Raw genomic sequence first — 23694 nt, 5'->3', positions numbered from 1 at the left:
GCTGAGCGGCTCTGTAAAACCGGGATTGCGGTGCTTTAGATGTCGAGTACCAACCTGGGCGAGCATGAGCCGGAACAGCAGACCATCACCGATCTGTTCGCAGCCTTCTCTTCATCGGTCAGAAAGTGGTCGCGATGATCGGGCACGCCTTCCAGCACTGCGACCTGACAGGTGCCGCACACGCCTTCGGAACAGGCAAAGCCGATATCGACGCCCGCCGTCAGCAGCGCATCCAGCATCGTCTCGCCCTTTGCCACCTGTATCGTCTTGCCGCTGCGGGTGAGTTCCAGCGAGTAGCCACCATCGGTCGCGACCTCGGTCTCTGCGCTGAAATATTCGATATGGACGTTATCGGCCGGGCGCCCCTTGTTGAGAGCAACGAAATCATCAAGCATTCCGCCCGGCCCGCAGCAGTAGAGATGCGCATCGCCGGGCGCGCTTGCGCACAGCTTCGCAAGGTCGAGCCTCACACCGCCCTCGATCCCATCGAAGACGACCCGCGCGTTCGGGTAAGCGGATAGCCTGTCGACATAGGCGGCACGTTCAGGCGTTCCCGCCACGTAGTGCAGCTCCCAGCTCCTCCCCAGTTCTTCCAGCCGGGCGATCATCGGCAGCATCGGAGTGACGCCAATGCCCCCGGCTATAAGCACCGTGTGGGCGGCATCTTCGTTCATCGGGAAATTGTTTTTCGGTGCCGAGATCTCGACCACCTCGCCCACGTTCCACATCTCGTGGATATGGCGCGACCCGCCACGGCTGTTGATCGCGTGGTGGACCGCGATTTCGTAATAGCCGCGCTCCTTGGGGTCATTGACCAGCGAGTAGCTGCGGGTCAGTCCGGGTCTGAGCTCGACATCGACGTGCGCGCCCGGTTCAAAGGGCGGCATTTCCTGCCCGTCCAGAGAGGCCAGGAAATAGGAATTGATCCCATCGGCCTCACGTTCAATTGTCGTGATTCTTGCTTTCATCATACTTCCTTGGCTGTACGCAGGCGTGTCGTCGATCATGACCACGTCGCCCACGCCTGCGTACTATATGCCACCACTGTCAGGGGTTGCTCTTCCCTGGAAACGAGCGCGTTACTCGGCCGCCTCGACTTCCTTGCCCCAACGCATTGCCGTGCTGAGCGCGGTTTCATAGGCGCCGGCAAGGCTGTCCTCAGGATCGTGCAGGAAAGAGCCTGCACGCGCATTGTAGAAGACCTCAGGTTCGTTCGCCCCAGGCGCAGGAGCCGTTCCTTCGACCAGAGCGCGCGCGGCCATGAGAGCACGACGACGGACGCGGGCGATCATCTGATCGGTTGGTGCCAGGTTCTCGAAGCTATGGTCGGTGATCGGCCCCATGCTTTCGGTCACGGCCTGATCCTGCATGGTGATGTTCGGGATGCCGGTGAACTGGGTGCCGTTGCGTTGGGAATCCCGGTCGATCGCCCAGTCATTCGCCTCGCTGTCGGTCGAGCGCCAGCGTCCGTACCAATCGGTGTTGTTGGGCGCGTAGCTGATTTTCTCGAACAGCGGCGTCCCGTCTTTCAGGGTTGAGGTATAGGCCGGGTTCCCAGCATCGCTTCCACAGGTGATGTCGAACAGCATCGAATGCTCGTCGTCCATCGGCACCCAGGCGCGGGCGATTGCGCGGGTTGCGAAACGATTGTTGGGCGTCTGCGTCCAGAACGGGAACATGTAATGGGCCACGCGCCACGACATCTGCCCATCGTCATTGGGGCGATAGCCGCCGTACATTACCCCCCAGTCGGACTGCCGCACCTCATACTCCGGCGCACGGTTGAGAACGGTTGGACGCATCGGGTGATCCTCGTCGAGGTCCTCCGGCTTCAGCGAACCGACATGCAGGAAGCCGACGTGGCTGGTGTCGAGGTCCCCTTCCAGTGCCTGGAGCCAGTTGCAGTCGCGCTGCAGGCACCAGATTTCCGCATCGGGATGCATAGCAGCCTCGATCTGCGGGTGCGGCGGGGGGCTGTCCTGATCGGCGCCCATGTAGACCCAGACGAGTCCGTTCGCCTCATAGGTCTTGTAGGCCTTGGCGTGGACCCGCTCCTTGAAATCCATGCGGGCCGGAACCGAGGGCATGTCGACGCAGTTGCCGTTCACGTCGAACTTCCAGCCGTGATAGACACAACGAATACCGCTTTCCTCGTTGCGGCCGATGAACAGCGAGGCGCAGCGATGCGGACAACGATGGTCCATGATTCCCACCCGGCCCTCGCTGTCGCGGAAAGCGATCAGTTTCTCGCACAGAAGCATCAGCCGGACCGGATCACCATCAGCCACCAATTCCGACGAAAGACACGCCGGAATCCAGTACTGACGCATGAAGGTGCCCATAACGGTGCCGGGGCCCACGCGAGTTAGATCTTCACTGTCCTTGGTCTGCATCTCATCCTCGTAGTTTTTGTTTTGTCGTCAGTGCGGGCCCGACTTCCTGCCGGCCCTCATGTCTGCCCGGAGATCCGAACGCCATTTCCATTCCCGAGCTAGATCGTCAGTCCGCCGGTCCCCAATCGGATTATGGTTGTACCATTCAAAAAACGGGATGAAGCTATTGATATTCTTCCCGTTCGTCGCTCTTTCTGCGCTCGATAACAACGCGGGCCACAAGGTCCTAGGGAGAGACATCTAGAAATGAGACATATTTTCCAGACATTTACGTCGCTTACTGTCATTGCTGTATGCTGTGCCGCCCCGGCTGTTGCACAGGATGGCAACGCACCGACGTCATCGGATTTGGTCGGAGATACTAATCAGGGGCAGGCTACCCCTGCTGCTTCCTCTGCTCGCCGCAACGAAAGCCAGGATATCATCGTCACGGCACAGCGTCGCGAATCGACCGTACGCGAAGTGCCTTTCTCGATCGCGGCTTTCAGTGGCGGCGAACTGACCCAGCAGCAGGTATTCAGCCCCTCCGCGCTGACGACCGAACTTCCCGGCATCACCGTCAACACCTCTGACAAGTCCCTCTCGATCCTGTCGATCCGCGGCAATGTCTCGACCTTCCGCACCGCCACGCTGGACACGCCCGTCGCCTACTTTCAGGACGACATCTATTACGTCTTCAACAATGACCTGAACGCCAACTTTTATGACGTGGAGCGCGTCGAGGTCCTGCGCGGTCCGCAGGGCACGCTTTTCGGCCGCAACGTGGTGGGTGGCGCCATCGCGGTGGTGACCAACAATCCCAAGTTCGACGACGAGTTTTCGATGCAGGTGACTGCCGGAAACGGCGGCTACTTCCGTACCGAGGGCATGGTCAACACCACTGTGATCGAAGATAAGCTCGCAGCCCGCTTCGCCTTTTCGACCGAGAGTTCCGAAGGGCTGATCAAGACCCCCAACCAGCCTGGCAACTATGGCGAGACCGACGGCTACGCCATGCGGGGCAAGCTGCTGTTCAGGCCGACCGACACGCTGGAGATCGTGCTCGCGGGCGACTATTCCTACACCACAGGCAATGCCGGTTCGATCCAGCTCGGCATCGGCGGCGATCAGGTCGTGCCCGCCTCATTTGGCGACTTTACCAACGACGAGTGGACCAACAACGACTACGCCCCCTCGCCCTATCGCCAGCGTTTGCGGGGCGGCTATCTGCGCGGTGATCTTGACCTGTTTGGCGGCACACTGACGGCGATTACCGGCTATCGCATGAATGACAGCCACGCGATCAACGACGATATTCCGGTGGGCACGGTGGTTCCGGTCTTCGATCGCCGTCAGGATGTGAGGAATCGCAGCTTCACGCAGGAGATTCGCTTTGCCTCTGCGCCCAATCGTCTGTCCTATGTCGTGGGTGCCTACTATCTGAACGCGGATGTCTCGACGACAAACACCTTCTATTACAGTCCGCTGCCCGGAAGTGTGTTCGACGGCAGAATTCCCACCAATCCGGACGTCTCCAACATCACCCGTGTGCAGGACGGTCAGGTTCGTTCCTATGCCATCTTCGGTGAACTGACTTTCGAGGTTACCGACCGCCTCTCTGTGGTCGCAGGCGGGCGCTACACCAAGGACAAGAAGTCGATCGACTATCGCGCTTTCTCAACCACCGATCCCACCGGCATTCCGGGCCTTGGCTTTCCGGGTGAAGTGGATGCCTCCGGTGGCCAGAGCTGGGATGCGTTCACCCCTCGCTTCACCATCAAGTACGAGCCGGTCGATGGCGTGAACCTTTATGCGACCTACGCCAAGGGCTTCAAATCGGGCGGCTTCGTCGACAATGCCTATCTGAACCCCACCATCCCGCTCGACCCGGAGAAGGCGCGTAACTTCGAGATCGGTGCCAAGACGCGCCTGTTCGACAACATGCTCGATCTCAATATCGCGCTGTTCGACCAGCAGACCAAGGACCTGCAGAACTTCTCTGGCGCAGGAGGCGTTGCCCATACGTTCAACGGCACGCTGAAAATGCAGGGCATGGAGCTTGAATCGAAGCTGCGTCCGCTCGACGGTCTACTGCTGACCTTCAACTACACCTACCTCGATGGCGAATATACCTCGCTCTACGATCCACTGGTCGATGTCGACTATTCGGGCAATCCGGCAAAATATGCCCCGAGGCACTCGTTTCTGGCTCGCGTGAAATATGATGCCTACCTGCCCGATGGTGCCATTCTCACCCCGCAGGTCGAGTTCAACTATTCGTCGCGCATCTCGACCGACGATGCGAACGATCTTTCGACCTGGCAGAACCTCTATGACGACACGCGCGGGCGCACACTCAACGCGCGTCTGAATTATGAAAGTGCCGATGGCCGATGGAATCTGGGCCTGTGGGGCAAGAACCTCACCAATAACTACCAGATAATGCATGCCGACGACATCACGGCGTTCCTCGTCGTGCCGAACGGCCAGAGCCGATACTGGAAAATCTTCACCAACACCCCGCGCAGCTATGGCGTGACACTGGGCTATAAATTCTGAGCCCTTGGGCGCAACTGGATGGCAACATGACCCTTACCAAACTACCCGAACCCGGCTCCTTCTCTTTCGAAGGACGGACCGCAATGATCACCGGCGGCGCCAAAGGCGTCGGCGAAGCTATCTGCCGCGAAATCCATGCCGGCGGCGGGCATGTTGCGATCTGCGATATCGACCTGGCGGCGGCTCAGACCGTCGCCAGGTCACTCGATCCCTCGGGCGATACCGCGATGGTCGTTTCACTCGATGTCCGCAGCAAAGATGATTTCATCGCCGGACGCGATGCGGTGATCGCAAAATGGGGCAAGGTCGATATCGTGGTCAACAATGCGGGCTACGCCAAGCGCACGCCCGTGGACGACATCACGCCCGATGAGTTCGATGAAATCGTGGCCATCAACATGCGCAGCGTGTTTCTGAGCTGCCAGGTTTTCAAGGATCACATGGCGGAAAACGGCTATGGCCGGATCGTCAACATCACCTCATTGGCGGGCCAGAACGGCGGCACGGTGGCATCACCGCATTATGCTTCGTCCAAGGCCGGAGCGATCATGCTGACGAAGTACTTTGCACAGTTGCTGGCTGACAAGGGCGTCACGGTGAACGCGATTTCGCCGGGCCCCATTGCCACCGCCAAGGCACGTCTGTCGGACGAACAGATCGCCATGGTCGAAGGCAAGGTGCCGGTCGGACGTTTCATGGAAGTCAGCGAAATTGCAGCTGCTGCGGCGCTGCTAGCATCCGACCGTGGCGGCTTTTTCGTGGGCGCGACGCTCGATATGAACGGCGGGCTCTATGTTCGCTGATAAGGTTCGTTGAGTTCTAACGCCGCCTTCGGGAGCGATCCGTGAAGCGTTCTGGGGCGGGCTGATAATCCACCTTGTGCCTGCCTTTTGGTATTTCAGGAGGCCGCCACGCGCACTCGGCCAATAATAAGACCCCGCCACGTCCTCACCGACGTGGCGGGGCCAAGCGCATTCTCACTGGATCATAGTGCGGCGGTCAGTTCCGGCACGGCCTGGTAGAGGTCTGCGACGAGACCGATGTCGGCAACCTGGAAGATGGGCGCGTCCTCGTCCTTGTTGATGGCGATGATGGTCTTGGAATCCTTCATCCCGGCAAGGTGCTGGATCGCGCCGCTGATGCCGATGGCAATGTACACTTCCGGGGCGACGATCTTGCCTGTCTGGCCGACCTGATAGTCGTTCGGGACATAGCCTGCGTCCACCGCCGCGCGTGAGGCGCCCACGCCTGCGCCGAGCTTGTCGGCCAGCGGCATGACGATGTTCTCGAAAGTGGCGCTGTCCTTGAGCGCGCGCCCCCCTGAGACGATGATCTTCGCACTGGTGAGTTCCGGACGTTCACTCTTGGCGAGTTCCGCAGACACAAAGCTGGACTTACCCGCATCGTCGGTGGAGGCGACCGCCGCGATCTCGGCGGCTCCACCTTCGGCTTCGGCTTTGTCAAAGGCAGTACCGCGCACCGTGATGACGAGCTTGGCATCGCTGCTCTCGACCGTGGCAATGGCATTGCCTGCATAGATCGGGCGGGTGAACGTCCTCTCGCCCTCGACCGACAGGATATCGGATATCTGCATCACGTCGAGCAGTGCGGCCACACGCGGGGCAATGTTCTTGCCCGTGGTGGTGGCGGGGAACAGCACCGCATCATGATCCGTCATCAGCCCTGCAATCAGCGGCGCAATATTCTCCGCCAGCTGGTGTTCGCAGGCAGCATCGTCCGCGACATGAACCTTGCCGATACCCGCGATCCTGCTCGCGGCTTCGGCGACTGCACCACAGCCGGCGCCCGCAACCAGCAGGTGAACCTCACCCAGCTTCGAGGCTGCGGTTACCGTGGCCAGCGTCGCGTCGCCCAGATGCACATTGTCGTGAGCGACATAAACAAGTGTCTTCATCATTTCTTCCTTCCCACGCCTGTTCTCAAGCGACGCCCATGGCCTTCAGCCTGGCAATCAGTTCATCGACATCTGCGACCTTCACGCCAGCCTGCCGGACCGGCGGTTCGGACACGTTCAGCGTCTTGAGGCGCGGTGCGATGTCGACGCCGTAATCGGCGGGAGTCTTGATCTCGAGCGGCTTCTTCTTCGCCTTCATGATGTTGGGAAGCGATGCGTAACGCGGCTCGTTGAGGCGCAGGTCGGTGGTGATGATAGCAGGCGTTGACAGCCGCACGGTCTCCAGCCCGCCATCGACCTCGCGCGTAACGCGCACATGGTCGCCCTCAAGTTCGACCTTGCTGGCGAAGGTGCCCTGCGGCAGATTCATCAGCCCGGCCAGCATCTGTCCGGTCTGGTTGCTGTCGTCGTCGATCGCCTGCTTGCCAAGGATGATCAGGCCGGGCTCGACCTCTCCGGACACGGCCTTGAGCATCTTCGCAACCGCCAGCGGCTCTATCGCCTCTTCGGTCTCGATCAGCAGCGCGCTGTCCGCGCCCATCGCCAGCGCTGCGCGCAACGTCTCCTGCGCCTTTGCCGGGCCGATGGAAACGACCACGATCTCGTCGATCTGGCCGGCTTCCTTCAACCGAACCGCCTCTTCCACCGCGATCTCATCGAACGGGTTCATGCTCATCTTCACGTTGGCAAGGTCGACGCCCGACCCGTCTGCCTTCACGCGAGGCTTCACATTATAGTCAATTACCCGCTTCACGGGCACCAGGGCTTTCATGATTCCAGACTCTCCATGTTGGCGGGATTAGCGGAGCAGCTCGCGCGCAATGGTGTTCTTCTGAATTTCGGAAGACCCCTCATAAATGCGCGTGATACGAATATCGCGGTAAAGCCGCTCGATCGCGTAGCCCTTGCAATAGCCTGCGCCGCCATAGATCTGCAGCGCCGTGTCGACCGTGCGGCTGCCCGCCTCGGTTGCAAACAGTTTCGCCATCGAGGCCAGCTCGCGGCGCTTCTCGCCCTGATCGTAGCGCCAGGCCGCATCGAGCAGGATCAGGCGCGCCGCACGCATGTCGGTTGCCATCCCCGCAAGGTAGTGGCGGATGGCCTGGAAATCGGCAATGACACTGCCGAAAGCCGGGCGCACCTTGGCCTCCTCCGTGGCGAGTTCGAGCGCGTACTCGCCCATGCCCACCGCAGTGGCACCCACGTTCATGCGACCCTCGTTCAGGCATTCCAGCGCATAGTGGAAACCCTTGCCTTCTTCACCGATAAGCGCGTCGGGACCGACCTGACATTCGTCGAATGTGAGTTCGTAGACGGCGGGCGATGTCCCCATCAGTTCGATCACACCGGTGACCGCAAAGCCGGGCGTGTCAGCTGGCATCAGGAAGGCTGAAATGCCGCCGCGCGGCCCTGCACTCTTGTCTGTATAGGCATAAACCGTGACGTACTTGGCGTTCTTGCCGTTCGAAATATAGGTCTTCGAACCGTTGATCACCCAGCCATCGGCGTTGCGGGTGGCAGTGGTGCGCATCGAGCCCGGATCGGACCCCGATCCCGGCTCGGTGAGCGCAAAGGCCACCGGAATTTCGCCCGTCGTCATGCCGGGGATCAGCAGTTCCTTCTGCGCCTCGGTACAGTGATAGGCGATGTTCTTCGCGCCCGGCCCCATCAACGGGCGGATCTCGGTCCAGAACTGCGGTGGTAGGCGGGCAAGTTCGATCTGCACCGCCGCCTGTGCCAGCGCGCCGAGACCGAGTCCGCCATATTCCTCTGGCAAGGCCATGCCGAAATAGCCGTTCTCGATCAGCGTCTGGCGGACGATAGGCGGCACGACCCCCGTTTCAACGAAGTCGCGCTCCAGCGGCAGCAGGTCGTTTACAATGCTCCGGGTCGCCTCGCAGAAGTCCCTGATTTCGTCGGGAAGTTCAAAATCCATGATGTGCCTTTCAGGTAGCTTGATCGCCTTCCATCCTGAAGAAGCATAATGGTCCTACCATTGCAAGTGCCCATCGTTTAAATCGTGATGGCGGAATGGTCAGATTGGGCCCAAACCTAAGGGTGTCGGGACCGATGTGGCCGATGAGTTCATGATATAATATTGAATTAGTGTTATTTTATTGGCGACGACACAGGCGCATTCGATTTCGGTAACGCCATTCGAAGGTTGCCTCCTTGCGCCAATCCGGCTCGGCGGCGGCTATGTGCGTGAATTTTCGGCTCTCTCGATCCCGGAAATCTAATGGCATTATTCTATTGGAATTGGCTTGCCCGCACCCATCCACCATACTGAAAATACAGAGCAGAACACGGCCGCACCAATCGGCGAGAATTTTCTGGAGAGAGACATGTTCATCAAGAACACCTGGTATGTTGCCGCCTTCGCTGCCGAGATCGAAGCCGGCAAGACGCTTGCGCGCAAGTTCCTTAACAAGCCGGTGGTGCTGTTCCGCACCGAAGAGGGCGCGATTGCTGCGCTCGAAGATCGTTGCAGCCATCGCGCCATGCCGCTTAGCGCTGGTCACGTCGCAGGCTGCCGCATTCGCTGCGCCTATCACGGCGTCGAGTTCGAGGCCGACGGCAAATGCGCGCGCATCCCCAATCAGCAGCGCATTCCGCCCGCCGCCAATGTCCGCAGCTACCCGGTGGTCGAGAAGGATCATCTGATTTGGATCTGGATGGGCGATGCCGAACTGGCCGATCCCGAGCAGATTATCGACAATCCCGAACACAACGATCCACAGTGGACCTGGCGCCCGAACAACTTCCCCGTGAAGGCCGACTGGCAACTGATCGTCGATAACATCATGGATCTGACGCACGTGCCCTACATCCACGCTGGCACGATCGGTGGTAATCCGGAACAGCACTACGGTGCCGACACCAAGGTCGAATTTGACGGCAAACGTGTCGAACTGCTGCGCAAGATGCCGAACTCGGTTCCGCCGCGTTCCTATATCGATGCCGGCGGCTTCAAGGGCCGGGTCGATCGCTGGCAAGAGGTCCGCTTCCAGCCTGGGCGCGGCATGTGCCTGCGGGTCAATGCCGGTGGATGCGATGCCGGCACGGGGGCCTATGAAGGCAGGCGCGACAACGGTTTCGTGCTGGCAAACAACCATTTCATCACGCCTGAGACCGAAACGACCAGCCACTATCTCTGGACCATCTGCACCACTGCCGATCCGGCGACCGGCGTGCCCGAGACTCTGTTCGATCAGTTCTTCGACACGATTACCGAGGACGAGGAAACGCTGGAGCTGCAGCAGCAGCGTATCGACGATGAGCCCGAACGCAATTTCGTGGGCATTGCCAGCGACGGTGCCGTCAACCAGGCACGCCGCCTGTTGAGCGCGATGTACGAAGCTGAAAACGATCAGAACATCGCCGCCTGATCGGGCATATTTTCCCCGAACCTGAACGAAAGAAGGAGCGATGCCGCAGCACCGCTCCTTTCTTTTGCCTAACTGTATACAAAAGCCTCAGAACGACGTGATCACGCTGCGCGCGATCGCACCACCCTTCAGCTCGGCATAGGCATCGTTGATCTCGTCGATGGCAATCTCGCGCGAGATCAGATCGTCGAGATTGAGCTTACCCTGCAGGTAAAGCTCGGCATACATCGGAATGTCATGCTTGATATTGGTCGAGCCCATGTAGACGCCGCGAACATCGACCTGGTTGGTCAGGAGATCCACCGTGACGTTGACCTCGATCGTCTCTGTCGGGGCGTGGACGCCGATCAGATAGGCGCCGCCTCCCTTGCGCGCCATCTGGATTGCCTGCTGCGAAGTAGCCTTGGTGCCGACGACCTCGAACACGTGGTCGACGCCGCCGGAGATCAGTTCGCGGACCGCTTCGACGCTGTTGCCAGCTGATGCATCGACAAAGTCGGTCGCCCCGAATTTGCGGGCAAGTTCCTCCTTCTTGGACTGCATGTCGACCGCGACAATACGGCCAGCACCCGCCAGCTTTGCCCCTGAGATGACGTTGAGCCCCACGCCTCCGATGCCGATCACGGCGACCGTGTCGCCGGGACGGACGGAGGCGGTGTTGATCGCAGCACCGGCCCCGGTGATTGTGCCGCACCCGAGCAGCGAGGCCTGTGCGAAGGGCAGTTCCCTGGGCACCTTGGCCAGCTGGTTTTCATGCACCAGCGCCTTTTCCGCGAACGCCCCCGTACCGAAGACCTGGGTGACCGGCGCGCCGTGGCTGCACAGGCGCGGATGCTCGGCCTCATCGGTACGCAGGGTCTGCTCCGGCTGCGTGCATTGCCAGGTGCGACCGCCCTGACACGCCTTGCAGTGGCCGCAGAACTGGATCAGCGAACCCACGACATGGTCGCCAATCGCGAACTCGCGCACCTCGGGGCCTACGGCAATCACCACACCTGCCAATTCGTGCCCCAGCACGGCAGGAAGCGGCACGCCAAAATCGGTTTCGGCAAAATGCAGATCCGAATGGCAGAGGCCCGATGCCTTCACTTCCACCAGAACCTCGTGATCGCGTGGCTCGTCGATCTCGATTTCCTCGATCTGGAACGTACCATCGAGATTGTTGAGAATGGCTGCTTTCATGCTGTCCTCCATACGCGCCTTGACGCGGAAAATTCACTGCCGGTGCGACGGGGTAATGTCCCCGCCGCGCGCCAGCACCGGGATCACTCGTCCAAAAGGGCGGTGACGGTCTTGGTTTCGGTGTAGTGGAGCAGGCCTTCTTCACCGACTTCGCGGCCCCAGCCCGATTCCTTGACCCCGCCGAACGGCGCCGAAGGGTCGTTCATGCCGTGGGTGTTGATCCAGACCACGCCTGCCTCAAGCCTGCGGGCCGTCAGATGAGCGCGCGACAGGTCTCGAGTCCAGATGTTGGCGGCAAGGCCATAGCGCGTGTCGTTTGCCGCCTTCACCACTTCGTCGATATCGTCGAAAGGCGTGGCGACCAGCACCGGGCCAAAGATCTCTTCACGCACGATGCTGGCTTCAGGCGAAGGATTGGCGAAGATCGTCGGTTCGACGAAATAGCCGTCCTTCCCGCCGGTGCCGCCGCCCGTCACGACTTCTGCGCCGCAGTTGCGGCCCTGTTCGATATAGTCGAGCACGCGGCTTTGCTGCTGGCGCGACACCAGCGGGCCGAGCATGGTCTCCGGGTCGCGGCCATGGCCAAGCTTGAAGCTCTGCGCCGCCTTGGCGATGCCTTCCACCACCTCGTCATAGACCTTGCGCTCGACGAACAGCCGCGACGCCGCGAGGCAAACCTGCCCCGAGTTGAAGAAGATGGCGAGTGCAGCCCCCAGCGTCGCCTTTTCAAGGTCCGCATCTGCGAAGATCAGCGAGGGTGACTTGCCGCCGAGTTCCAGCGTCACGCGTTTGAGATCCTCGGCCGCCGTGCGCACGATCTGCTTGCCCACGCGGGTCGATCCCGTGAAAGCGATCTTGTCGATGCCGGGATGTTCGACCAGCGCTTGGCCCGCTGCCTGCCCATAGCCGGTCACAACATTGAGAACGCCCTCGGGCAGTCCCGCCTCCAGCGCCAGTTCAGCCAGCCGCAGTGCAGTCAGCGGTGTGAGTTCGGAGGGCTTGAGGACGATGGTGCAGCCCGCAGCCAGCGCCGGTGCAATCTTCCATGCGGCCATTGCCAGCGGATAGTTCCACGGAACGATCTGGCCCACCACGCCGACCGGCTCACGCACGGAATAGCTGTGATACTGCTGACCATCGCCCGAAATCGGGTTGACCTGCCCACCGATCTTGGAGGTCCACCCCGCCATGTAGCGAAAGATATCGACCGCCGCCGGCACATCGACAGCCAGCGCATGGTGCACCGTCTTGCCGTTGTCGTAGCTTTCGAGAAGGGCCAGTTCCTGAGCATTTTCTTCGATCTTGCGGGCAATGTTTTCGATGATCTTGCCGCGATCCAGCGGACGCATGCGCGCCCAGCTCCTGGCCTCGAAAGCCCGCCGCGCGGCCTTTACCGCACGGTCGACATCCTCGACGGAGCCATCGGGCACACTGGTGAACACCCGGGTGGTGGCAGGATCTTCGACATCGATGCTCCGCCCGTTTGCGCTTTCGACCCATTCACCGCCGATAAGCATCCGGGCTGGCGGCAGTCTGACCTCATGCCCTGCGTCTCCATGCAGCGCACCATGCGCAATTGTTGCTGCGTTCATCGATCTTCCTCAACCTTGCTTGCATCTCTTTTGGGCAACTTCGTACTCGTTCAGCGATCTTTCCTTACGGAAAGCGCCTGGTAACGTCGGTTTGGGAGCGCTGAGGAGGATCATTTGCGCCACTACGCTGCGGTCAGAAAGAGCATTTGCGCCCATCACAAGCAGCCGTGGTATCCTCTCCTCGGTCACGCATCTTCCACCGTGCGTATGTCGTATACGTAATCTGGGGCTGGCAGAGGAGCAAACGATTTAATGGAGGGGCCATTTGCATGGCGTGCACCCGAGAACGGCTGACTTCAGCCAGAAAATTCGCTGATCGGCTGCATCCGCTATCCAAAAATGAATAGCACAGCCAATTTCCAATAGGCGAAAAGGGGCAATAAAGTCGGTGCTGGTGATCCGTGCCGATTGTTTGAACACGACGATGACGGTCCATCGCGGTATTCGCCTTCTGTATGCAAGAGCAGATCTGAGCCGCCCGTCCTAAAGCGATCCTACCTTCGCCTCTGTAATGAGCGAGGACGAAGGCAATATATCCAGCTAAGGCCGACACCGAAGGTCGAGGCAAACCAGATCGCACCAATCACTGCGGTGCCCAGCGTCACGCCGGGCCATGCCGCGCCTTGCGGCGGACCGGCTGTAAAGGCTGCAACAACCGCCACCGCAAGACAATAGAGCGTGATCGCGATGCCTGTGCCAGCGGCAAGAGCTGTGCCCCGCCACCGCATGCCCGGTCTCTTGTTCAGCAGGCGTTGCAGGTGAAGCCATCCGCCGGTAAGCGACAGACCTGATAACGCCAGTCCGGACAGGCACCAGAGGATCTTTGTCGTCAGCCCGCCCCATGTCCCGAAGTGAATGGGATCGGCCATGTGGGTCCAGCGCCAGTAGGGGCTGAGGTCGGCGGCGGTCTGATAATAGACTACCTTGCCCGTTGCCGGATCGAGAAACATCTTGTTCGCTCGATCTCGCACCAGCAACGCGTCGGTCTGGCCCTCGACGTAGAAATAGCCTGCGCGATCGGCGCTCGCCCCCGTGATTTTGAGGCCGGGAGCATGGCGCTGAGCAGCGGCGATGAGCTTTTCGAAGGGCAGCTCTTCGCTGTCTTCGCAGTTCAACTCCGCTAGCTGATGCACCGCCAACGGATAGGAGTCCACCAGCGCGAACTTGCCGTCGATTGCCTTCAGCCGGGTTTCTTCGACCAGATACCAGGTGCCGGTAATACCGATCACCAGCGCAAACCACAGACTCCATAGTCCGGTCACCTTGTGCAGGCTGCTCCAGAACACCTTGGGACCCTTGTCGGTGCGCAGGTCGAAAAAGCGTCGCCACCAGCGCTTGTAGAACAGCAGCGGGGTCAGTGCCGAGATCAGCAGCGGAATCGCGAAGATGCAGACAGCGAACTTGCCCCAGCCAAGCAGCCCGAAGAAATCCATATGCAGATCGCGGAAGAACCGCTGAGTGGTAAGCGCCGAGGTACTGCCGGTCACCTCCAGTGACGCCGGGTCGACATAGACATGGCGCATCTGGCCATCGGGCATCGTCGCATGAACCAGTGCTGCGAAGTGCGCCCGGTCAGGGGCCCAGACATTAATGATGGTGGCATCGGGCATTGCCCTTGCCACTGCATCATGAATGTCGATCACGTCCGGCGGCGCCGTCTCGCCGGCACTCACCCGCATGGCAGGCGTGGTCAGCCAGTCCAGTTCGTTGGATATTGTCGCGAAGGTGCCGCTCCAGCAGATGATGAACAGCAGCAGCCCGGTGACGACGCCAACCCAGCTGTGCCACTCAAACCAGCGGCGCACCCCCGGCGGCTTGCGGGACACAGGCTTGGCGCTGGTTCTCGCAAGCACCTCAGAAGGTCACAGCGACCGACCCGAAGACCGTGCGCGGCGCGCCGATGCTGACACGCAGATCGCCGCCGCTCGCCGGATAGTATTCTTCGTCGAGAATGTTCTTCACCGAGAGCTGCAGGCGGACATTGTTGCTGCGCTGGAACAGGCCGAACGGCAGATTGTACCAGACAGACCCGTCCACCAGCGTGTAGCTGCCCAGATGCCAGCTGTTAGCATCGTCGCCATAGCGGTCGGACATGTAGAACGCACCTGCCCCCGCCCCGAGGCCGCGCAGCGTGCCGGCCTTCTGCTCGTAGCTCATCCAGAAGTTGAACGTGTGCTCGGCCACATTGCGCGGTCGATTGCCGGCGTCCGCGCCAGTCAGGATTTCGGCGTCGGTATAGCCATAGCCGGCCACGACATTGAGGCCGGGCAGCGGCTGACCATTGGCGCTGATCTCGAAGCCCTTGGAATCCTGCCCGTCGGTCAGCTGCGGCACACCATCGACCACCGAGAGCACGTTGGTCTTCTTGATCTTGTAGGCCGAGGCCTGAAGGTTGAGCTTGCGGTCGAACAGCTGAGCCTTGAGCCCCCCCTCGTATTGGGTGGAATCCTCAGGATCGAACAGCTTGCTGGTCGACGGCATTCCGCCGAGATCGAGCATGAAAGCCGTATTGGGCTGGAACGCTTCGGCATAGCTGACGAAGGCGGAGACATTGTCGACCAGCCTGTAGGTCAGCGCGGCCTGCGGTGAGAAGGCGCTCACCATTTCGGCCGGGCCATTGCCGTCGACATCGGCGAAATCGAACCGCCCGCCGAGCAGCAGCGAGAGCCTGTTGGTGAGGTCGATGTAGTCGTTGAGGAAAAAGCCGTAATCGCGGGTATCGTCGATAATCGGGTCGAGTCCGTCGATGGAAATCTGCGTGGGCAGCGTACCGTAAACCGGGATCTGCACGTCGAACAGCGGTCCGCCACCGCCATCGGCGACAGGCACGCCGTTGGTGAGGGGCGTCGCCGCGAAATAGCGGGTCGAACTGTACGAACGCCAGTTGCCTCCCAGCGCCACGCGATGGTTCAGCGCGCCCGTCATGAATTCGCCATTGATCTGCGCGTTGGCATACCAGGACGTCTGATCGTAATCCCGGCTTCCATCGGTGCGGCGCACGAGAAAGACCTGATCGGTAGGGTCGCCGAAGAATTGCTTGGGTATGGGGCGTCCGGTGAGGAAGCCATTCTGGATCGGGGCATCAGCGCCAAGGACGAGCACGGATGCCGGGCGCGACTGGAGGTCGTCGGAGTCCGAGTGCTCCCAAGCACCTGCAACACGGATACTCCACTGGTTGCTGAACTCATGCGTCAGGTCGGCGGTGGCGAATTGCACCTGCGTGTCGAACTTCTCGTAAGCCTCGCCGAAGCGCCGCGAGATCGGGATGTCGAGCAAGCGATTGACGATTTCGCGCCCCTGTGCGGTCGGCACTGTGATGGTGCCCCGGTCGAAGGTGCGGAACTCGTCGCGATATTCGTAGGACAGGTTGAGCCGGGTGCGGTTTGTGATGTCGTAGCGACCGGTCAGCGAGACCGTGTCGCGGCGGATATCAAACAGGTCGCGGAAGGAATCGGACCGCTCGCTGGCGGCGTTGATGCGTACTGCCACCTTGTCGCCCAGCGGCTGCGACCAGTCGAGCAGCAACAGGCTGCTGTCGTAAGAGCCAAGCCGGGCCTCGGCATAGATGCGCTGATCGTCGAGCGGCTTCTTGGTTACGATGTCGACCAGTCCGCCCGGCTCGACCTGCCCATAGGTGATCGAAGCGGGCCCCTTGATCACACGGACCGCCGCCAGATTGGTCGTATTGACGCGGAAGTTGGAGGCTGTGCGCAGCCCGTCGCGATAGACGGTGTTGCGGCGGAAACCGCGAATGAAGAAGTCATTGTTGCTGCCGCCGAAGCCATCGCCGAGGCTGACTCCCGGCACGTTGCGCAGCGCTTCATCGAGTTCGGTGACCTTCTGGTCGAGCAGGATCTGTTCGGGGATCGTCTCTACCACCCGCGGGAGTTCGAGGAATTCCAGCGCAATCCCGGTAAGTTGATCGACCGCATTGACATCATAGCGCTCCTGCGGCGTGCCGGTGACGATGATGACATCGTTGGAAGAGACCTGCCGATCCGCCTGTGCCTGTTCCTGAGCAAGTGCGGGTACGGCGACGGTCGCGAGAAGCGGTGCAATATGGGCGAGTTTCATGGGATCCCTCAGTTGATGGCTCGCCACTAACGCCAATCACTCGCAATAGCAATGATCGCTCATATTCGATTTCTCTAGCAGACCTGCGGCCGTTTCGGCTGCGCATCCGCCCAAGCCGGCGGCAAACGGTTGCTGCGAAGGCTATCGTTGACATCATGCGTAGCCCCCTCTAACCGACCCTCAAATGCGACTCATTCGCATTATTAATTTCACCAGATGGGGGCTATTTTGGCTATTCGCACAGCACTATTTTCCGCTTCGAGTTTGCAGACTTTGGCAATTTCGGCAGCGCTTGGCGCTATCGCCTTGGCCTCCCCCGCTGTAGCGCAGGCGAGTGACGAACGCGCCGGTTCTGACGAAAGCGCCGACATTATCGTCACCGGCTCCTACACCACTGACGCGAATATCGATTCTGCCACGGGGCTTGGCCTTTCGATCCAGGAGACCCCCCAGTCGGTCACCGTGATGACCGCACAACGGATGGAGGATCAGGCGATCCGTACCCTGTCGGACGTGGTGAACAACGCCGCCGGTGTTTCGGCCCGTGCCTACGACAGCGCCCGCAACGGGTTCTCGGCCCGCGGCTTCGGCATCAACAACTACCAGATCGACGGTGTGCCGCTGCAATGGGGCGCAGGCGATTCCGCTGGCGAAACGCTGCTCGACATCGCGATCTACGACCGCGTTGAGATCGTGCGCGGGGCCACCGGTCTGCTGACCGGCGCGGGCGAACCGTCGGCTTCGATCAATCTGGTGCGCAAGCATGCCGACAGCGACCGGCTGACCGGCACCATCTGGGCCAGCGCCGGGCGTTGGGATGCCTATTCGGTGATGGGCGACATCAGCAGCCCGATCACGGCCGACGGCTCGGTCCGGGCCCGCGCCGTCGCCAAATATGCCGAGAACGACAGCTACGTCGACCTGCTGCACGACAAGAAGCTGGTGCTCTATGGTGTGATCGATGCTGACCTCACGCCAGACACCAAGCTCAGCTTCGGCGCGAGCTATCAGGATAACGATCCGCGCGGCACGCTGTGGGGCGGCCTGCCTGTCTGGCACGCCGACGGATCGCGCACCGACTGGTCGCGCTCGAAGACCGTAGGCACCGACTGGAGCAGCTGGGCATCGACCAACGAGACCTATTTCGCCAACCTGACACAGGACATCGGATCGTCATGGTCGGTCGAGCTTTACGGTTCGCATGCGGTCAACAATGGCGACCTGCGGCTGCTTTATCTTTCCGGCCAACCCGACGAGGCGACCGGCCTTGGCATGGGGTCATCCGCTTACCGCGCCGATACCGAGCGCTCGCAAATTGACGTCGGCTTCCGTGCCAGCGGCACCTATGGTCTGTTCGGCCGGACGCACGATCTCGTCTTCGGGGCGAGCTATGCCAGCCAGGATTTCGAATCGCAGACCTCTCCCTCCGGTGCGCTGCCGCCAGTCGGCGATTTCAACGCCTGGGATGGCTCCTATCCTGAACCTGCCTGGGGTGCGTTCTCACAGGCCGTTGACCTGACCACGAAGCAGTGGGGCTATTTCGCCGTCACGCGTCTGTCGCTGAGCGATTCCCTGAAGGTGATCGGTGGCGGGCGTCTGTCGAGCTGGGAGCGCAAGGGGCTGAGCTATGGCGCGACTGTCGATTTCGGGGACGACAATCGCTTCCTGCCTTACGCCGGCGTGCTCTACGATATCGTTCCACACCACACGGTCTATGCGAGCTACACCAAGATCTTCAATCCGCAGAGCAACCGCGACCGTAATGGCGACTTTTTGCCGGCCGTAACTGGCGAGAACTTCGAAGCCGGTCTCAAGAGCAGCTTCTTCAACGGCACGCTGAACACGGCTTTGTCGGTGTTCCACATCAAGCAGGAGAACCTGGCTCAGCCCGACGTGGGCCAGATCGTGCCGGGCACCACCCCGCCCGCTCAGGCCTATTATGCCGCCAAGGGCGCGACCAGCACCGGCTTCGAGGTCGAGGCCAATGGTGAGATCCTGCCCGGCTGGTCGGTTGCCGCCAACTACACCCAGTTCACGGCGGAAGACGCCAACGACCAGCGCATCAACACGCTCTATCCGCAAAAGCTGCTGCGCGTGTTCACCACCTATCAGTTCGGCGGCGCGCTCGACGGCCTGATGCTTGGCGGCGGCGTCAACTGGGAGGACACGAGCTATACCGCCACCATCAATCCGGTGACGGGGCTCGACGAGCGGCTGGAGATCGAGAGTCATGCGCTCGTCAACCTGATGACCCGCTATCAGTTCGATAACGGTCTCTCGGCTCAACTCAACGTCGAGAACCTGCTCGACAAGACCTACTATTCGCAGATCGGGTTCTACAGTCAGCTCGCTTACGGTGAGCCGCGCAATGTCACCTTCACATTGCGCTACCAGTTCTGATCGACGGTGGTGAACTGACGATGGCAAGCAAGGCGGTCAAAGCCAGGACGGGCAACGGCTGGGGCATCGCGGCGCGCGTTGTTGCAGCGATACCGGCGAACTATCTGCTCACCTCGCTGGCAACGGCCTGCCTTGCGCGCCTGCTGCCAATGCCCACGGCGGAGGCGACCCTTACGGCGACACTGTTGTCATTCGCGTTGCTCGCGGTGATCGCCCTGATCGCTTTCGCCGTGCGCTCGGTGCGGGCGCTGTGGTTGTGGATGCTCGTAGCGGGCGGCGTCATGGCAGGCACCTTATGGCTGTCGATCGTGCTGGGAGGCCGGCTGTGAAGGATAGTCTGCGTCAGTCGATGGCCTTGCTGCATACCTGGGCCGGGCTGCTGTTCGGATGGCTGCTGTTCGCGGTCTTCGCCACCGGCACCGCAGCCTATTTCGAGAGCGAGATCACCCGCTGGATGCAGCCCGAGATCGTCGGCAGCAGCGATCCGTTGACGGCGGCGGAACAGGCGGTGGACTATCTCGGGCAGACCGCGCCCGATGCCGATAGCTGGATCATCACGCTGCCCAACAGCCGCAGCGCAACAACCCAGCTGTTCTGGAGCCCGTCCGAGGAGGAGGGCAAGACCTACAGCAGCGCGATTCTGGCTCCCGATGGCAAGGAAGTCTCCGCGCGGGAGACGAGCGGCGGCTACTTCCTCTACCGGTTCCATTTCGATCTGCATTACATGCCGGTGATTTGGGCGCGCTATCTGGTGGGGCTTGCGGCGATGTTCATGCTGGTCGCGATCCTGTCGGGCGTCATCACGCACAAGAAGATCTTTGCCGACTTTTTCACGCTGCGGTTCGGCAAGGGCCAGAGAAGCTGGCTCGACGCGCATAACGTGACGGCGGTACTGGCCCTGCCATTCCACCTGATGATTACTTTCACCGGGCTCGTGACACTGGCGACCATGTATATGCCCTGGGGCATCGCCGCCAACTACACCGCGCCGCAGACCTTCTTTGAAAGCCTGTTCTCATCGGCGCCGGAAGTTCCGCGAACGGGTGAAAAGACGCCGTTGGCGCCGGTCGATGCGATGATGCGGCAGGCTGCCGCCCACTGGGATGGCGCGATGCCCGGATCGGTCACTATCACCAATCCGGGCGACAGCTCGGCCAGCGTAACACTCAAAAGCTCATCAGAAGATGCCATCGGCGTCAGGGGCGAAGTGCTGCGCTTTGATGGCGCGAGCGGGCAACTGGTGCAGCCCGCACAGGCCAAGGGCCCCGCGCTGGAAACCGAAAGTGTGATGATCGGTCTCCACGCTGGCCGGTTTGCGGATTGGGGCCTGCGCTGGCTCTACTTCATCTCCGGTCTCGGCGGCACGATCATGGTTGGCAGCGGGCTGGTAATGTGGACCGCCAAGCGCCGCACGCGCCTGCCCGATCCGCAGCGCCCGCACTTCGGCTTCCGTCTGGTCGAGCGGCTCAACATCGCCGCCATCGCCGGGCTTGGCGCGGGTATAGCCACCTATTTCCTCGCCAACCGTTTGTTGCCGCTCGGCATGGAGCAGCGTGCCGATTGGGAGATCAACTCCATGTTCCTGGCCTGGTCTGCAATCGGGCTGTGGGGAGCGATCCGACCGGTCCGCCGCGCGTGGGTCGAAACGCTGGGCATAACGGCGGCGTTGTTCCTCGCGATTGTGCCGGTCGATGCGCTGACGACATCGCGCGGCCTGCTCGCCAGCCTGATGGCAGGCGACTGGGCCTATGTCGGGTTCGACATCGTCATGCTGCTGCTGGCGGCGGGCTTCGGCTTTGCCGCGCGCAAGGCCAGCGGTGCGAAGCGTTCGACCTCGGCGCGAAAGACCTACCGGACGCCTGAAAGGACACCGGCATGATTCACCTGCTTGCGATTGTCCTGTCACTGGTTGGCTTTGCCGCACTGGCGCTGGCGATGAAGCGGCACCAGCGCGAGGTGATCGGGCGAGCCCTTACCGATAAGGAACGGCACCTGACGAGGTCTGCCGGGGCGCTTGCCATCGCGGCGAGCCTTGCCGTCGCAATGGCGGCTTTCGGCGCTGGTTACGGGGCGGTCGCCTGGTTCGGTTACATGTCGGTTGCAGCCTGGATCGTGGTGGCGGCGCTGTGCTGGCATGCGCGCCTCAAGTCGTAACCCGAGACGCGCTTCGCCATCAGTTCAGAGCTGCCGCGAGAGGCTGAGCGAGACGCGCATTCCCTTGGTCCGGTCGCGCTGTTCGCTGCCCGTGAAAGCACCGATCCGGCTCGGGCGGTAGAAGCGGCGGCGGCGATAGTCGTCCTCACCGCCGATCGCGGTGAACGTCAAGGTAGCCTTGTATCCGGCCAGTGCCGTGGTTTCGACATAGCCTCCCCACACCGCCGCTTCGCGCCAGAACAGGTGCTCGGCGCTGTAGAACACCTCGCCCTGCTGGGCGGCCTTGTAGGTCACGCCCCATGAGGACCTGAGGGCAGGAACATCGTGGCGGAACTCTGCTGAGAGCTTGAACGGAAGCGCATCGTCCATGTCGCGCACTTCCTGCGTCAGCGGGTCGCGGAAATGCGAGCCGCGCACCGTTCCTTCAGCGCTCAGCCGCGCGCGGGGCAGCAGCGCGTCGAGCGGCAAGGCACCCTGCGCGGTAAGGCCCCATTGCCGGGCATTGCCGATAGTTCCCAGCGCCTCGTCGCCAGAAGGCAGCAGGAAGTAGCCCAGCATGCCTTCGTGCCATTGATGGAACCCTTCAAGCGAAAGCGCCCCGCCCCCGCCCCAGCGATGATCGAGCCGCAGCGACGCCTTCGTTACCCGCGCCGGACGCAGCTGGGCATTCCCACCGAGCGGACGGCCGTCAGCCTGATCGACCGAGGCGGCAAAATCGCCGAAGTCGAGCTGGTCGACTGTACGGCGCGCGCCGAGGCGCAGCTGCGTGTTCGCAGACAGCGACCAGACCAGCGCGGCGGACGGTTTGAGGTAGGACAGGCTCTCCTCGCTGGCCGTATCGCCGGTGACGCGGATGCGGGACATTTCGAAGGCCGCGCCCGTTTCCAGTTCAAGCCTTGAGGAAAGCCGCAAGGTCAGATTGGCGAAGGCCTCGCCGCGCAATTCGGAGACCCGCGTGTCGGCATTGCTGAGCGCGACCGGGACCAGACCTGCCCCGGTATCCTCGGCATAGTCGAGCGTGCTGGTGAGGCGGTTGTAAGCGATCTCCGCCCCAAGCTCGGGCCGGAAGGCCGCGCTGCCCCCACGCGTGATCGTGCCCCGCGCCACCAGTTCGAGCGGCTTCTGCTCAAGCGCGGACACGCCGCGATAGCCGGGCTCGGTGTAGTCCTCGTCCGAGGTAAAGGCCTCCACCCGGCCAAGGCCGACCAGCTTGGCGCTCCATCCTTTGCCGAGCGCGCGCGTCCAGTCGACGCCGAGTTCGCCGCTGGACTTGTCCTCATCGTAGTCGATGGTGCGATATCCGTCGGGCGCGCCGGACGCTTCGCCTGCAAACAGCGCGATTGTCTGGTCGATCAGGTAGGGATCCCAGTTAAGCCTGCCGTTCAGCGTCAGCGTGCCACCGAAAGCAGCGCGCGAGGCCGAGGCGGCAAGGCCCAGTTCGGGCGACCGGCCCGATATTTCCTCGATCCGTGTGGCGGTCAGTGCGCCGCCTGCGTCTGCAATGCGATAGACCGCATCGGAGGGATAACGCGCAATCTCGCCCGACAGTTCGATACTGGTCTGCCAGCTGCCGATTGCCCGTGCATAGCTGATCGTCGCCTGCGGGGAGATAATGCCATCGGCCGTATGCTCCAGGGTCAGCGTGGCGTTGCCCGATCCGGTGGCATCGGCGCGCAGCACGACATTGGCGACCAGCACCTGCCCCTGTGCCTCGGCTGTGTCCGCTCCGCGCAGCAGCACGATCCGTTCGACGCGGGCGGCGGGGATGCGGCGGAGCACTTCGCCGATCCCGCCAGCCTTCACCGTCGGGCGCTGCCCGTCGATCAGGACATTGCCCGCAGCGCCGCCAAAGCCGCGCACCGAGCTGCCTTCCGACAACGTGAAACCGGGCGTGCGTTCGAGCATGTCGAGCGCGGTTTGCGGCTGGAACGCGGCATAGAACTCCGCCGGATAGACCGGCTCGGGCTCTACCGTTACCGTGGCGGTGCGCTCAGGCGCGGCACCTGCGTTGGAGGCAGCCAATCCCGTTCCTGCCGCCACGGCGGCAAGGCTTGTAA

The 23694-nt window shown here is 61.6% G+C and carries 17 protein-coding genes; 7 read left to right on the top strand and 10 right to left on the bottom strand.

Annotation, left to right across the window (positions count from 1 at the left end; all coding sequences use genetic code 11):
- Positions 1-35 precede the first annotated feature (35 nt).
- Positions 36-1007 carry a PDR/VanB family oxidoreductase gene (locus D2V17_RS18700; RefSeq protein ID WP_245978812.1) on the bottom strand — a complete coding sequence of 324 codons (972 nt, stop codon included), beginning with the start codon at positions 1005-1007 and terminating at the stop codon, positions 36-38.
- 72 nt (positions 1008-1079) lie between these two features.
- Positions 1080-2393, bottom strand: a complete 1314-nt coding sequence (locus tag D2V17_RS18695) for a Rieske 2Fe-2S domain-containing protein (protein ID WP_220474162.1) — start codon at positions 2391-2393, stop codon at positions 1080-1082.
- A 348-nt stretch (positions 2394-2741) separates the two neighbouring features.
- Here D2V17_RS18695 and D2V17_RS18690 point away from each other — a divergent pair, with 348 nt between their 5' ends.
- Positions 2742-4931 carry a TonB-dependent receptor gene (locus D2V17_RS18690; RefSeq protein ID WP_245978811.1) on the top strand — a complete coding sequence of 730 codons (2190 nt, stop codon included), beginning with the start codon at positions 2742-2744 and terminating at the stop codon, positions 4929-4931.
- 26 nt (positions 4932-4957) lie between these two features.
- The gene (locus D2V17_RS18685; protein ID WP_119594666.1) at positions 4958-5734 is read left to right on the top strand and encodes an SDR family NAD(P)-dependent oxidoreductase; all 777 of its coding nucleotides are present in this window, start codon (positions 4958-4960) and stop codon (positions 5732-5734) included.
- 182 nt (positions 5735-5916) lie between these two features.
- Here the strand turns inward: D2V17_RS18685 and D2V17_RS18680 are convergent, their stop codons facing one another.
- Genes D2V17_RS18680 through D2V17_RS18670 form a run of 3 tightly spaced genes read right to left on the bottom strand, consistent with a single transcriptional unit; the run spans position 5917 to position 8782 of the window.
- Positions 5917-6846 (bottom strand): electron transfer flavoprotein subunit alpha/FixB family protein, encoded by a 930-nt coding sequence (locus D2V17_RS18680; RefSeq protein WP_119594723.1) that lies wholly within the window; start codon positions 6844-6846, stop codon positions 5917-5919.
- 25 nt (positions 6847-6871) lie between these two features.
- Entirely contained in the window at positions 6872-7618 is a 747-nt protein-coding gene (locus D2V17_RS18675) for an electron transfer flavoprotein subunit beta/FixA family protein (RefSeq protein ID WP_119594665.1), read from the bottom strand.
- Between the two features lie 27 nt (positions 7619-7645).
- The gene (locus tag D2V17_RS18670; protein WP_119594664.1) at positions 7646-8782 is read right to left on the bottom strand and encodes an acyl-CoA dehydrogenase family protein; all 1137 of its coding nucleotides are present in this window, start codon (positions 8780-8782) and stop codon (positions 7646-7648) included.
- A gap of 409 nt (positions 8783-9191) precedes the next feature.
- Between D2V17_RS18670 and D2V17_RS18665 the strand changes: the two genes are divergently transcribed.
- On the top strand, positions 9192-10235 hold the full coding sequence (locus D2V17_RS18665; protein WP_119594663.1) for an aromatic ring-hydroxylating oxygenase subunit alpha: 1044 nt from the start codon (positions 9192-9194) through the stop codon (positions 10233-10235).
- A gap of 87 nt (positions 10236-10322) precedes the next feature.
- Here the strand turns inward: D2V17_RS18665 and D2V17_RS18660 are convergent, their stop codons facing one another.
- The 4 genes from D2V17_RS18660 to D2V17_RS18645 form a co-directional block, all read right to left on the bottom strand.
- The gene (locus D2V17_RS18660; protein ID WP_119594722.1) at positions 10323-11417 is read right to left on the bottom strand and encodes a Zn-dependent alcohol dehydrogenase; all 1095 of its coding nucleotides are present in this window, start codon (positions 11415-11417) and stop codon (positions 10323-10325) included.
- An 83-nt stretch (positions 11418-11500) separates the two neighbouring features.
- Positions 11501-13009 (bottom strand): aldehyde dehydrogenase family protein, encoded by a 1509-nt coding sequence (locus D2V17_RS18655; protein ID WP_281270613.1) that lies wholly within the window; start codon positions 13007-13009, stop codon positions 11501-11503.
- Positions 13010-13503: 494 nt separating this feature from the next.
- Positions 13504-14835 (bottom strand): PepSY-associated TM helix domain-containing protein, encoded by a 1332-nt coding sequence (locus D2V17_RS18650; protein ID WP_191229296.1) that lies wholly within the window; start codon positions 14833-14835, stop codon positions 13504-13506.
- 28 nt (positions 14836-14863) lie between these two features.
- Positions 14864-17083, bottom strand: a complete 2220-nt coding sequence (locus D2V17_RS18645) for a TonB-dependent siderophore receptor (protein ID WP_119594660.1) — start codon at positions 17081-17083, stop codon at positions 14864-14866.
- 273 nt (positions 17084-17356) lie between these two features.
- Here D2V17_RS18645 and D2V17_RS18640 point away from each other — a divergent pair, with 273 nt between their 5' ends.
- From D2V17_RS18640 to D2V17_RS18625, 4 genes are read left to right on the top strand one after another with little or no spacing between them, the layout of a single operon-like run.
- Positions 17357-19483, top strand: a complete 2127-nt coding sequence (locus D2V17_RS18640) for a TonB-dependent siderophore receptor (protein WP_245978810.1) — start codon at positions 17357-17359, stop codon at positions 19481-19483.
- Positions 19484-19503: 20 nt separating this feature from the next.
- Complete coding sequence (locus D2V17_RS18635) at positions 19504-19812, top strand: hypothetical protein (RefSeq protein ID WP_119594658.1); 309 nt, start codon at positions 19504-19506, stop codon at positions 19810-19812.
- Entirely contained in the window at positions 19809-21362 is a 1554-nt protein-coding gene (locus D2V17_RS18630) for a PepSY-associated TM helix domain-containing protein (RefSeq protein ID WP_119594657.1), read from the top strand. Before D2V17_RS18635 ends, D2V17_RS18630 begins: the two co-directional genes overlap by 4 nt.
- The gene (locus tag D2V17_RS18625) at positions 21359-21637 is read left to right on the top strand and encodes a DUF3325 domain-containing protein (RefSeq protein ID WP_119594656.1); all 279 of its coding nucleotides are present in this window, start codon (positions 21359-21361) and stop codon (positions 21635-21637) included. Before D2V17_RS18630 ends, D2V17_RS18625 begins: the two co-directional genes overlap by 4 nt.
- 24 nt (positions 21638-21661) lie before the next feature.
- On the opposite strand, the gene D2V17_RS18620 is transcribed toward D2V17_RS18625, so the two are convergent.
- The gene (locus D2V17_RS18620; RefSeq protein WP_245978809.1) at positions 21662-23659 is read right to left on the bottom strand and encodes a TonB-dependent receptor plug domain-containing protein; all 1998 of its coding nucleotides are present in this window, start codon (positions 23657-23659) and stop codon (positions 21662-21664) included.
- Positions 23660-23694 lie beyond the last annotated feature (35 nt).

Origin of the sequence: Aurantiacibacter xanthus (assembly GCF_003584015.1) — a bacterium.
Classification (GTDB): Bacteria; Pseudomonadota; Alphaproteobacteria; order Sphingomonadales; family Sphingomonadaceae; genus Alteraurantiacibacter; species Alteraurantiacibacter xanthus.
The sequence above is the reverse complement of the archived record's forward strand: the minus strand, read 5'-3'. Positions and strand labels throughout refer to the sequence as shown.